We start from the raw sequence: 12,520 nt of genomic DNA, 5'->3' as shown, positions 1-12,520 counted from the left end.
ATGTAGGAGGTCTTGTTTAATGGCATGTTTTAGAGCTGTGTTGTTTTGAATGGTTCCAAAACATCGGATGCCACTATATCAAAATGGGAGTCGTTTTAGAGCTGTGTTGTTTTGAATGGTTCCAAAACAGCGTTTGGTATATTGTTGCAAAAGTCCATGTTTTAGAGCTGTGTTGTTTTGAATGGTTCCAAAACTGGATACATCTGCGCGCTGGACAATCCCTAGTTTTAGAGCTGTGTTGTTTTGAATGGTTCCAAAACCCCCAACTCAACGTATATGCTGTAGTTGGCGTTTTAGAGCTGTGTTGTTTTGAATGGTTCCAAAACATAAATATGTCAATCTTATCAATGGCAATTGTTTTAGAGCTGTGTTGTTTTGAATGGTTCCAAAACTTGATAACCGCCTTATCTGTGCCGGCCTGCGTTTTAGAGCTGTGTTGTTTTGAATGGTTCCAAAACTTTATATTAACAAAAGTAGTTAATATAATTGTTTTAGAGCTGTGTTGTTTTGAATGGTTCCAAAACAAAAAATCAATGGTTTCATCAGACAAATTAGTTTTAGAGCTGTGTTGTTTTGAATGGTTCCAAAACATATAATCATCTCGAAAGGAGGTGATTATAGTTTTAGAGCTGTGTTGTTTTGAATGGTTCCAAAACAGTTAGAACAGGGACAGCTCCATCAGCTCCGTTTTAGAGCTGTGTTGTTTTGAATGGTTCCAAAACTGCGTGGGAAGACCGTACCCATGGATAAGTTTTAGAGCTGTGTTGTTTTGAATGGTTCCAAAACAGTGGTATTTTTGGGTGATTGTGGCTTTGTGTTTTAGAGCTGTGTTGTTTTGAATGGTTCCAAAACGTCATATCTAATCTTGTTGCTGCATTTGCAGTTTTAGAGCTGTGTTGTTTTGAATGGTTCCAAAACAAAAGCGTTATGGATTTGGAAGTTTTTACGTTTTAGAGCTGTGCTGTTTTGAATGGTTCAATAATGAACTCATCTTTGAAGAATTGGAACAATTTAAAAACTAAGCACTTAGAGTAATCTAGGTGCTTTCTTGTTTCAATAAATTTGTACCTCCATGTCGCCTCTCCATCAGAAAAACGAGTAATCCGTGGGCAACAAGTCTGGAAATGGATATCTTATAATGGCTATGTGTAATGAAGATAACTCAACTATTTATGGCGATGGACGATTAGTAAATTTACAGATACCGTTAAAAAAGTTTTAGATTACAGAGGAGTTGTTTCTATCACTTCTTGGTGGGCAGATGATCCGCATGTCACTTGTACATGGAATTCTTATCTTGTTCTTAAAGGAAAACAAACGCCTACTTTTGCTAGTAGCAGGAATGCACAGCACAGAGGAGGATTTATCTGTTAATCCAAAACTCATTATAATCCTTGGATCCCGTCAAGTAGAGGGATACAAGGGTTATCAAGGGACAGGATTTAGAGTATTGGGAATAGGTAAATTAGTTAATGAAGGCGCTGAGTTTGAAGAGATGAAAGCCAAATTTCCGTTTTTGAGAAGTGTCTTAGAAGTGACTGTTACAGATGCTAAACAGCTGTTATAACGGCTTTAGAAATTATTTTTTGACGACAGTAAGTAGGCAGGAGCGGGTTTAGAGTTTTGATTGCAACTGATGTATTTATTGGTAGTCACTGTTCTGGATGAAATCTTACGACTGTCTTCTTGATTTTAGAGTAATAATAAAGAAAGCGTCAATTGCTTATGTTTGGAAATGGTTCAGCCTGCTGGCTTTTCCTTTTCTTGCAATCTGCTCTGGTTAGCGGTACAATAGGGGTGAGGGAAGCGAGGTGCTTCTTCCTGAAAGGAGGTTGTCTTATGCTTTACTTAACTGTTTTTTTGGTTTCACTCGCTTTGCTGGTAGCAATCGGTGTTCCTTATCTGATTGATTTGTTTAAAGTGATGGAAACCTTTAAAAAATCCAATGGTGAATCCCTTCATAATCAATTATTTGACATGTTTGGTTTTCACCGTCATTCGCATAGCTGAGGCAGAGTTGCCTGCTTTCGGATAAGAGGCGGACCGATAGGTCCGCCTTTTTGATTTTAGAAAACGGCTAGCCTTATCTGCGCTTCCTTTCTTATCACATACCTAGTGATGGGTGGATAAGCACCATCTTTTTCTTTTGAGCAGTGCTTTTATCAAGATACAAAGCCCGTTAAGAACGTAAAAGGAAAATGACGGTAAGCCAGAAATCTGTGATTTCGTCTGCGCCCCTCTGCCAAGACGACTAGAAGGGTGCGGCAGGCTGTAAAGACTGCAAAGCCTTCAGACGGCTACGGCTGACGGTAAGCCAGAAATCTGTGATTTCGTCTGCGCCCCTCTGCCAAGACGACTAGAAGGGTGCGGCAGGCTGTAAAGACTGCAAAGCTTTCAGACGGCTACGGCTGACGGTAAGCCAGAAATCTGTGATTTCGTCTGCGCCCCTCTGCCAAGACGGCTAGAAGGGTTTAAGCTTTCAAAATCTCTCAAGTCTGCTTAGCAGGACGCTAGCCGTCTAGCGGCACTTTATTCGCTTTTTCAAAGCTTTAAACTGCCTGCTAAGTTTTGCGGGGGTGGGACAACGAACTCTATAATTTGGGTTCTGTCCCGCTCCCAGACGCTTATGCTTCTTATTGAACGGAAATAACTGAGTAAGACTTTTCTTTTTTACTGGAATTTTAGACGATTCAATTTTCTGCAATATTTGCCTGAAGAAAATCAAGGGCAGATGTTTTCGCCGTCTGTGCTTTTATGGTAAAATGGTAGGAAATAATAGGAGAAAGGTGAGTGGGTAAGTGGAGAAGACATTTTTTATGATTAAGCCTGATGCTGTGCGCAGGGGGCTAATCGGAGAGGTGCTGAGCCGCATTGAAAAGAGAGGATTTGTTATTGAAAGGTTAGAGCTGTGCCAGGCTGATGAAAATTTGCTAAAAGCGCATTATGCTGCCCTAGTTGATGAGCCTTTCTTTCCTGATTTGCTTGCTTATATGACGAGCGGGCCGCTAGTAATTGGGGTAATGTTTGGAAATGATGTTATTGCCAGCTGGCGGTTGATGATGGGGGCAACTAAACCGCAGGAAGCTTTGCCGGGAACTATTCGAGGCGATTTTGCTCAAGCGGCTGGTGCTAATCAGTCTATTGAAAATGTTGTTCATGGTTCGGATTCAGCAGCGTCAGCTAAACGTGAAATCGGTTTGTGGTTTAATGAGGTCTGAGAGTTAATCTATCAGCAGAAGCAGCTCTTGAGTGTTTCGGTCGGAAATAGTTTAAAAACCAGCCCGGATACAGGGCTGGTTTTTAAACTTCTATCGGCTGAGCTTAGCTGAAAATTTTTTTAAGATGATGCATTATGTTGAGGATTAGGAGAAGTGAACTCAATCTCTTTATCCTTTCGGGATTAGCTTCATTGTTGAGAAACAGAAACTGCCATAAAAGAGCGGCTCCATGCTGTTACAGAAAGGCTGCTATGAAGCTGAACATCTTCATACGCGTTGCTCCAAATCCCAAGTCCGGTACAAGTCTTTAGGCATTTTGAAACAGCTTAAGCAGATTGCCTAGTCCTCTTTAGCTTCCTCGTTCAGATAGTTCTGAACAACCTTTTGATAATTACCATCATTGTCAGCACCATCAGTATCAGAATCTGATTCAGCCGTTTTCTGCTGCTCTTTTATTTGCTGGTGAGCAAAATCAAGCACAATTTCCTGCCTTTGTTCACTCAGCTGACTGGCAGCTTTGTTGATATTTTCAAGCATAGCTGAAGCAGTATAATTGTAATGTGAAAATCGTGGATCGATTTCTGATTTTTTCAGACCGAAGTAATCGGCCAGCTTTTGCACATTACCGGATTTCGGCAGACTTCTGCCTTTAACATACTCGTTCAAACTGCTTTTGGGAATATCGAGTGTTGTTGCTAAGTCCGCCTGCTTTACGCCGCTTTCTTTTAAAAGTCTTTGTAAATTAGCGGATACAATTTTCATGGCCACTAAATCTTGTGGGGTTAATTTACCGCGTCCCATGGGGTACCTCCTATAGGTTTTTGTTTTTTTATCCTTTAATTACATGATATCGTTTTAATTGGCAATTGTAAATAAGAAAGAGAATTTTTCGTGAAAAAAGTCTTGACTTGTGATTTAAATCGAATTATAATAGGAGTATCTTTTATAAATTTGTTTATAGGCAGATTGATATCATTAAATCGGAATGCTAGCTCATTAACTTGTTTTGCTCTTGTAAAAAAATAGTGGTTCTGAGCCTGCTGAAATCACCTGCCGTTGGTTGTGAAAATCATCCAACAGTAGGCGGACAAGGAAAGGAGAGACTGAAGGTGGAAAAATTAACCTTACGTGCCCTCAGGGTAAATTATGATTTAAGTCTTGAAGAAGTTGCAGAAAGTTTGGCTATCTCTGTGCATACCTTATCGAAATATGAAGAGGACAGCTCAAATATTCCGGTAAAATTAGCTCGTGCCATAGCGGATTACTATGGTATTAGTTTGGATTCTATTTTTTTAGGTAAGAACGCTGTTTTAAAACAGAGGTTTAAAGAAGCAAAGCGCAAGGAAGACAAATAATTACGTTGCACTGAGCCGTTTGATGGTTCTAAATGGAATGACAGATGCTGTTTAATAGGGCTGATTTTAGACTCTGTTTTTTTTGGAAAAGCATTTAAGGCCGCTTAACAGTGTCTCCTTTTGTATTTCGGGCAGATAATGGATTTTTTGTAAAAATATTCAAAAGGAGAAGAGGTGGAAAAGAGATTGCATTCTGAGGAAGAATCGGTTTTCATTTATGATCAAAACAGGCTGTGCCTTTATCTCCTTAATCATTACGAAATGGTTGATAAGGTAGAAGTTACTGCTTTTTATGAAAAGAGCAGGGTTTGGATAAGTAAAGTGCTTGTCAATAGAGAGTATGAGGCTGACGCCCTTATTTGGCCTAATAACGGCAGTATTATCCTTTCAGAGCCTTTCTCACAAAATAAGGGGGGCTGTCTTGTTAAAAAAGCGATACCCAGTCAGATTAACAGCCTGTCTGACCTTCATATTGACTACCAAAAAAAGCCTGTTGCTGTCAGCGAATGATTTTAAAAGCAACAGAGAAAAGGGGCTTCTTGTAGGTTATAGATGATAAAAATCTCCGCACCGTTAGCTTAATAGCTAGTGCGATATTTGTGTGAAAAAAGGCTTGTAACCATGTAAAATTTCTCAGCAAGTGGTAAGGGGCTTGCTTTTTTGTTATAATAAAAAGTAAGAATTAAAGGTATGGGAAAATAATGGATATTCAGGAATTACGTAAGCGTCAGGAAAAAATTCGCAATTTTTCTATTATTGCGCACATTGACCATGGGAAATCAACACTGGCTGACCGTATTTTAGAGCAGACGGAAACAGTTTCGAGCAGAGAAATGCAGGATCAGCTTTTGGACAGTATGGACTTGGAGCGGGAGCGCGGAATCACCATTAAGCTGAATGCTATTGAACTGAACTACCGTGCCAAAGACGGTGAAAGCTATATTTTTCACCTGATTGACACGCCTGGGCATGTGGACTTTACCTATGAGGTATCCCGCTCTTTAGCTGCTTGCGAGGGAGCGCTTTTAGTGGTAGATGCAGCTCAGGGGATTGAGGCACAGACTTTAGCTAACGTCTATCTGGCTTTGGATAATGATTTGGAAATTCTGCCTGTTATTAATAAGATTGATTTGCCGGCCGCCGATCCGGAAGGTGTACGGCAGGAAATCGAAGATGTCATCGGTCTCGATGCCTCCGATGCTGTTCTGGCTTCTGCTAAAGCAGGAATAGGTATCGAAGAAATTTTGGAGCAGGTAGTGGAAAAAGTACCAGCTCCTGCGGGAGATGTTGAAGCCCCTTTACAGGCTTTGATTTTCGATTCGGTTTATGATGCATACCGCGGTGTTATCTTACAGATTCGGGTAATGGACGGTATCGTCAGACCGGGCGATAAAATTCAGCTAATGTCTAATGGCAAGACTTTTGATGTCACTGAGGTTGGGATCTTCACTCCTAAAGCAGTGGGCCGTGAGTTTTTGGCAACAGGAGATGTCGGCTATCTGGCGGCTTCCATAAAAACAGTTGCTGACACACGTGTCGGTGATACGATTACTCTGGCAGATAAACCGGCAGCTGCTCCGCTGCATGGTTACAAGCAGATGAATCCTATGGTTTTTGCGGGGATTTATCCCATTGATTCCAATAAATACAATGATTTGCGCGAAGCGCTTGAAAAGCTTCAGCTTAACGATGCCAGTCTGCAGTTTGAGCCGGAAACATCACAGGCTTTAGGCTTTGGTTTCCGCTGCGGTTTCCTGGGGCTTTTGCATATGGATGTGATTCAGGAGCGGCTGGAGCGTGAGTTCCATATTGATTTAATTATGACAGCGCCGTCTGTTGTCTATCATGTTCATACGACTGATAAGGCACTTTTGGAAGTGTCCAATCCGTCTGAATTTCCGGAAGCGGCTAAGGTAGAAAAAATTGAAGAACCTTACGTTAAAGCCCAGATTATGGTGCCGCAGGAGTTTGTCGGAGCTGTTATGGAATTAGCGCAGCGCAAGCGCGGTGATTTTGTGACTATGGATTATATTGATAATAACCGTGTGAATGTTATCTATCAGATTCCTCTAGCGGAAATTGTTTTTGACTTTTTTGATAAGCTCAAATCCTCTACACGGGGCTATGCCAGCTTTGATTACGAGATTTCTCAGTACCGTCCGTCTCAGCTGGTGAAGATGGATATCTTGCTCAATGGTGACAAGGTTGATGCGCTCAGCTTTATTGTCCATAAGGAATTTGCTTATGAGCGAGGGAAGCTGATTGTCGATAAGCTGAAGAAGATTATTCCGCGCCAGCAGTTTGAAGTGCCGATTCAGGCAGCCATTGGTCAAAACATTGTGGCCAGAAGCGATATTAAAGCCCTCCGCAAAAACGTGCTGGCTAAATGTTACGGAGGAGATGTATCCCGCAAACGTAAACTCCTTGAAAAGCAGAAAGCCGGCAAGAAGCGGATGAAAGCCATCGGTTCGGTTGAAGTCCCTCAGGAAGCCTTCTTATCAGTACTGAGTATGGATGATACAGAGTAAGAACAGCAGCTGAAGAAGCTGTCAGCAAAAACAAACAAATAAAAAACCTTATTTCTGTCTTAAACAGAAATAAGGTTTTTTATTTGGTAGCAAACAGACTCAGAATTGTTTTAATAGTGTTGCCTCTTTTTCAGCATCCGTTTGAGAAAGTTTAATTAGAATGGTATTTCTTTGTAGAAAGGTGTACAAAAGTTGTTATGGAAAAAGATTTATTTTAAGGACAAGGCCTCTTATAATAGAATTGAAATAAAAACAGCTAGTTAGGAGGGACAGAAGATGAATGACCGTATCAGTAAAATAATTAATTTGCTTTTTAAAAATCCTAACTATAAAGTTTCTGACTTGGAAAAAATAACTGGTTTATCCAGAAGGCAGATTAATTATGCATTAAAACAGTTAAACGAGGAATTGGCTGAATCTAACCTTCCTATTATTAAAAAAGATTCTACTGGTTTAATAACTGTGCCTCAGGAAGTTATACAAAATTATGCAAAAACAGATAAAGAAAAAGAAAATTTTTATTTTGAAAATGAACGGGTTGACTTAATTTGTCTTTATTTAGCTCTGAGTGATGAAGAGGTTTCTTTAAATCACTTGATGGATATTCTGATGGTCAGTAAAAATACAGCGGTAAATGATATTAAAAACTCAAATGCAGCTATTGAAAACTATAATATTTGTATTGAATATTCAAGGTCAAAAGGTTACCATTTGCTTGGTTCAGAAGGTGATATACGCAATTTAATTGAAGCAGTTGTTGAAAGAACTATCAAATTTAAAAGAGACTTTTCAGCTATAGATGACTATTTCACTATACGTAAGGATGAAGTCATTCATTTAATTAGAGAAATCGAGAAAAGACTTCATATCAGCTATTCTGATGAATCGTTTGATTTTTTAGCTAACATATTGATGTATGTTTTCCATCGTATTAGGAAAAAAGGTGTGCATATAGAAGGAGCAGAGAATGAGCAGATAAAACAAAGTAAGGAGTACAAAGCTTTGCTGCTTATGTTACAAGGTACAGTTTACGAAGCTGACATTGGCTGGATTAGTTTGAAATTTATGGCATCTGATATTTATATTATTGAAAAATCACATCTTGATGTAAATAATGACCGACTCTTTCAACTAATTCACGAAATGGTTGCTGAGTTTCAAAGGATGACTTTAATTGAAGTATCTGATTGCTCAGAATTTGAAATGCGACTATATAATCACTTGAGACCGGCTTGTTTTAGAATAATGTATGATATTGCAGTTAGGGATGGTCATGGCAATGTTAACAGGCAAAGCGATAATACTTTAAAAATTATGATTTTAGAGCTTATTAAGCCGATTGAAAATTACATCGGTAAGTCTTTCCCTGATGATGAACTGGAACTACTGACTCTTTATTTTGGTTCACAGCTGCATGACTTAGATAAAGAGCTTTCACCGAAAGCAAAAGCAGTGGTGGTTTGTTCCAATGGTTTAATTGTCTCCAGAATGATGCTGGAGCTTCTTAAAAGCTTATTTCCAGAAATACATTTTTTAACAGCCTTATCTATAAGAGAATTTGAACAATTTTCATCGGATTATGACTTAGTTTTTACAACTAGCCCTTTAAATACAACCATTTACCAGTATATCATAAATCCAATTATGACTGATGAAGAGCAGCTTCATCTTCGCTACAGAGTTTTAGAAGATATCGGTCTTTTAAACACCAATCAAAAGGTTAATGCCATTGTTAAAACTATTGAAAAATACGCTAAAATAGACGATTTGGACGCTTTGAAGACAGAGCTAGGCTTACGTCTCGGGAATAAAAACCTGCTTCAAATTGATGATTGTTTACCAAATCTTTCTTATTATATGAAACCGGACTGGATGCAAATTACTGAGGAGCATTTTGCTTGGAAAGAAGCGATACGTTTTGCTTTTAAGCCAATGCTGTTAGATCATAGTTTAGAGAGCGATTATACAGAAATGGCCATTGCAGATTATCAAAATAACCAAAGCTATAGTTTTTTTGGGAAATCTACTGCTGTCCCCCACATAAACGCTAAAGAGCTTGTACATCAGGAAATTATAGGATTTACTGTTTTTAAAAAGGCAGTCGTCTTCCCAAAAGGGCAGCAGATACATATTATCGCTCCGATTGCTATTATTGATACAACTAAGCATTTGCTTGCCGTTAAAGAACTTGCCGAGTATGTCATGGATGACCATAATATAGAAAAAATATTGTCAATACAAAATAAACAAAGACTGTACCAGATGATTTGTGAAAGGGAGTGAGATACAATGCGTTTGGAAGATTACAGGCGGTTTACGATTATCATAAGAGGCTATAACTTGCAACAGGCAGATAAAATTATAAATGTTTTGCGTGAATATGCGCAATACTTTACTGTTGAAATAGCATTAAATACAAAGGATTCTTTATCTATGCTTCGTTTTTTGTCAGCAAAATATGGTCAAAAGGTTTTTATTGGTGCCGGTACTGTAAGAACTTTAGAAGATGCCAAAGCTGCTGTTGGAGCTGGTGCCCAATTTTTATTGTCGCCTCACGGTTTTACACAGTCCATGCTGAATTATAGTAAAGCAGAAGGTATTCTTGCGATTCCAGGAGCGATGACGCCTTCAGAGATTAATGAACAATTTGCCATGGGAGCTGATATTGTCAAAATTTTTCCGGCAGCAACAGTTGGCAGCCAGTTTTTTGAAGCTGTACAGTCCCCTTTGGGGAGTCTGCCACTGATGGCTGTCGGAGGTGTCAATGCGGCTAATTTTAAAGAGTTTTTTAATAAAGGAGCTGCATATGTCGGGATAGGAGGAGGAATGTTTGAAGATTTAAATATTGATGCTGCCAGTGATGCTGCTATTCGGGAATTACTGAAGGTTTACTTAAAATAGGTTTAAGAAGGAGGTGACTATATGATATTTAATGTGAGAATTAATGAAGAATTGATTTTCGAACAGGCTGAATTAAGCAGCCAGGAAGAGGCAATTAGTCTTTTAGCAGATGCATTAAAAGGACAAGGTTATGTCAAAAAAGACTATAAAAAAGCTATTTTAAGAAGAGAGAAAGAATATCCCACAGGGCTGCCTTCTTTGCCACCTATGGTGGCGATTCCCCATGCCGATCATAACTTGGTAAAGCAGAATTCTATTGCGGTGGCAACATTAAAAAAACCAGTTGTATTTTATAATATGGAATCACCAGAGCAAAAACTGGATATTTATATCGTTATCATGTTAGCGATTTCAGAGCCTCATGGACAAGTTGAAATGCTTCAAAAAATAATCACTTTGATTCAAAATAAACAGCTTAAAGATATTATTTTAAACAGCAATAAAAAGAGAATACTGTCTGTTTTTAAAAAAGAAGTCTTGACTGAATACGATATAAATATTAAAGGGATGAAATTCTCCGGTGAGTGATCTTATCCTGAGCTTAGAAATTAAAAGACAGGAACCTTATGGTTCTGGGACTTTGTCCTACTCTTGTTGCCTGAACACGCCCTAAATGTTGCGGGAAAAGATAAAAACCTCTTGGAATTGAGATTTTTTGGCATTTTCCCATGCGCTTTTTAACGGGCTTTGTATCTTGATGGAACTGAACACGCCCTAAGGGCTGTGCAAAAAAGATAGACTGTCCTAGAGCTTTAAGGCTCTTCGTCCAGTCTCCTATTTTTGCTTTGCTCTTTTAACGGGCTTTGTATCTTATATAAGGAGTTAAGTATATGAAAAAGATTTTAGTAGCTTGTGGCAATGGAATTGCGACATCGACAGTTGTAGCAGCAAAAATACGCGAATTTTTGGAAGAACATGGGGAGCAGACCACTATCACACAATGTAAATTGATGGAGGTCCCTTCCAAGGTAGCAGACTACGACTTACTGGTCACAACGGGTCAGTTTGGAGGCGACGCACATGGTGTCGCACAAATTAAAGCTATGCCGATACTAACAGGTATCGGAGCGGATCAAGTATTAGAGGATGTACTGAAGGCTGTCAAGTCCTGAATATATACTTAAGAGGATAGAAAAATGAATATAATAATGGATGTGTTTAATTTCTTTATTAACGCTGGCGCGACTGTAATGCTGCCAGTCATCATTACCATTATCGGTTTAATATTTGGATTAAAACTACAAAAAGCATTTCAGTCGGGTCTAACCCTAGCTATCGGTTTTGCCGGAATTAAATTAATCTTGGATTATATGACTTCCAATATAGGCCCTGCTGCAAAAGCTATGGTAGAAAGAACCGGTGTTCAGCTGGATGCTCTTGATGTCGGATGGGGGTCAATAGCTGCGGTGACTTGGGCATCTCCTATTATTGCTGTGCTGATTTTCAGTATTTTACTGATAAATGTTGCTATGCTAGTTTTAAAAGTAACGAATACCATGGATGTTGATATTTGGAATTACCATCATATGGCAATTGTCGGTGTCATGGTTTATTTTGTGACAAAAAACATTTTCCTAGGTGTCGGGGCTAGTGCAGCTATGGCTGTTATTACTTTTAAATTTTCGGATTGGTCACAAGGGATGGTGGAAGAGTTCTTTGGTATCCCCGGAGTATCTTTACCAACAGTTTCTGCTCTGTCATCATTAGTCATTGCCTGGCCGATGAATTGGCTATTGGATAAGATTCCTTTTATCAAAAATTCTACTTTCTCAATTAAAGATGCCCAGAAATATTTGGGATTTTTTGGAGATCAAATGATTATGGGAGGGATTATTGGTTTGGCTATAGGACTGTTAGCTGGCTATGATCTGACAGCTATACTGCAGTTAGGTGTCAGTATGTCAGCAGTACTTGTGCTAATTCCTAAAATGACTGCCTTATTTATGGAAGGCCTAATGCCGATATCGGATGCTGCGCAGAAATGGTCGCAAAAACGTCTCAAAGGACGGAAAGTTTTTATCGGCTTAGATGCAGCTGTTGTTGTTGGAAATCAAGATGTTATTACAACAGCCTTGATAATTATTCCACTAACAATTGCCATGGCCTTGGTTCTTCCTGGCAACCGTGTATTGCCTTTTGCTGATTTAGCAGTTGTTCCTTTTCGAGTTGCTATGGTTGTAGCTTTGACCCGCGGTAATCTTTTAAAAAATATTATTATTGGCTTAGTCGTCACTGCATCATTACTATGGTGTGGATCTGCTACAGCTCCAGTTTTGACAAGCATCGCTCAATCAGTAGGTATTGAGTTGGGAACAAGCACTATTTTAATTTCTTCTTTTGCTGCAACGGCTATGGTGCAAAGTTATTTAGTCTTTTTGGCATTTACTGCCAAACCGGTAATCGGAATTCCGCTCTTAATGTTTGGCTTTGGTGTTTATTGGTTCTTTATTGAGAAATCTGTTTCTCGAAATCAAAAAACAATTTAATGAAAGATAAGCTAGCTTTAGAAAGCGTGATT

Annotated in this window: 11 protein-coding genes, 1 pseudogene and 1 CRISPR repeat array (1 of these 13 running past the window's edge); of the genes and pseudogenes, 11 read left to right on the top strand and 1 reads right to left on the bottom strand. The window is 39.0% G+C overall.

Translation table 11 applies throughout. The features are described 5' to 3' along the window. Positions 1 to 983: a CRISPR direct-repeat array (repeat unit 36 nt; unit sequence GTTTTAGAGCTGTGTTGTTTTGAATGGTTCCAAAAC); it reaches 898 nt to the left of the window's first position. Between the two features lie 202 nt (positions 984 to 1,185). The 3 genes and pseudogenes from A0O21_RS05580 to ndk all read left to right on the top strand — a co-directional run bounded on the left by A0O21_RS05580 (position 1,186) and on the right by ndk (position 3,218). After that, a pseudogene (locus tag A0O21_RS05580) lies at positions 1,186 to 1,567 on the top strand (pyridoxamine 5'-phosphate oxidase family protein). A gap of 272 nt (positions 1,568 to 1,839) precedes the next feature. Further along, on the top strand, positions 1,840 to 2,010 hold the full coding sequence (locus A0O21_RS10880) for a hypothetical protein (RefSeq protein WP_158511695.1): 171 nt from the start codon (positions 1,840 to 1,842) through the stop codon (positions 2,008 to 2,010). Positions 2,011 to 2,798: 788 nt separating this feature from the next. Beyond that, complete coding sequence (gene ndk, locus A0O21_RS05575; protein ID WP_067062565.1) at positions 2,799 to 3,218, top strand: nucleoside-diphosphate kinase; 420 nt, start codon at positions 2,799 to 2,801, stop codon at positions 3,216 to 3,218. A gap of 339 nt (positions 3,219 to 3,557) precedes the next feature. Here ndk and A0O21_RS05570 read toward each other — a convergent pair whose 3' ends face one another. Continuing rightward, positions 3,558 to 4,019: a helix-turn-helix domain-containing protein gene (locus tag A0O21_RS05570; protein ID WP_067062563.1), complete on the bottom strand. Its 462-nt coding sequence runs from the start codon at positions 4,017 to 4,019 to the stop codon at positions 3,558 to 3,560. Between the two features lie 308 nt (positions 4,020 to 4,327). Between A0O21_RS05570 and A0O21_RS05565 the strand changes: the two genes are divergently transcribed. The 8 genes from A0O21_RS05565 (at position 4,328) to A0O21_RS05530 (ending at position 12,488) form a co-directional block, all read left to right on the top strand. After that, positions 4,328 to 4,573, top strand: a complete 246-nt coding sequence (locus tag A0O21_RS05565; RefSeq protein ID WP_082854420.1) for a helix-turn-helix domain-containing protein — start codon at positions 4,328 to 4,330, stop codon at positions 4,571 to 4,573. 174 nt (positions 4,574 to 4,747) lie between these two features. After that, positions 4,748 to 5,083, top strand: a complete 336-nt coding sequence (locus tag A0O21_RS05560; RefSeq protein ID WP_067062551.1) for a hypothetical protein — start codon at positions 4,748 to 4,750, stop codon at positions 5,081 to 5,083. A gap of 191 nt (positions 5,084 to 5,274) precedes the next feature. After that, positions 5,275 to 7,101: a translation elongation factor 4 gene (lepA, locus tag A0O21_RS05555; protein WP_067062547.1), complete on the top strand. Its 1,827-nt coding sequence runs from the start codon at positions 5,275 to 5,277 to the stop codon at positions 7,099 to 7,101. Between the two features lie 276 nt (positions 7,102 to 7,377). After that, the gene (locus A0O21_RS05550; RefSeq protein ID WP_067062544.1) at positions 7,378 to 9,384 is read left to right on the top strand and encodes a BglG family transcription antiterminator; all 2,007 of its coding nucleotides are present in this window, start codon (positions 7,378 to 7,380) and stop codon (positions 9,382 to 9,384) included. A gap of 6 nt (positions 9,385 to 9,390) precedes the next feature. Continuing rightward, on the top strand, positions 9,391 to 10,002 hold the full coding sequence (locus tag A0O21_RS05545) for a bifunctional 4-hydroxy-2-oxoglutarate aldolase/2-dehydro-3-deoxy-phosphogluconate aldolase (protein WP_067062541.1): 612 nt from the start codon (positions 9,391 to 9,393) through the stop codon (positions 10,000 to 10,002). A gap of 21 nt (positions 10,003 to 10,023) precedes the next feature. Next, positions 10,024 to 10,530 carry a PTS sugar transporter subunit IIA gene (locus A0O21_RS05540; RefSeq protein ID WP_067062538.1) on the top strand — a complete coding sequence of 169 codons (507 nt, stop codon included), beginning with the start codon at positions 10,024 to 10,026 and terminating at the stop codon, positions 10,528 to 10,530. 302 nt (positions 10,531 to 10,832) lie between these two features. Then, entirely contained in the window at positions 10,833 to 11,114 is a 282-nt protein-coding gene (locus tag A0O21_RS05535) for a PTS sugar transporter subunit IIB (protein WP_067062536.1), read from the top strand. A gap of 24 nt (positions 11,115 to 11,138) precedes the next feature. Continuing rightward, positions 11,139 to 12,488: a PTS galactitol transporter subunit IIC gene (locus A0O21_RS05530; RefSeq protein WP_067062533.1), complete on the top strand. Its 1,350-nt coding sequence runs from the start codon at positions 11,139 to 11,141 to the stop codon at positions 12,486 to 12,488. The last annotated feature ends 32 nt before the right edge of the window (positions 12,489 to 12,520 follow it).

It is taken from the genome of Streptococcus pantholopis, assembly GCF_001642085.1.
GTDB lineage: Bacteria > Bacillota > Bacilli > Lactobacillales > Streptococcaceae > Streptococcus > Streptococcus pantholopis.
Note: the sequence above shows the minus strand (reverse complement) of the source record. Positions and strands in the feature narration are given on the sequence as shown.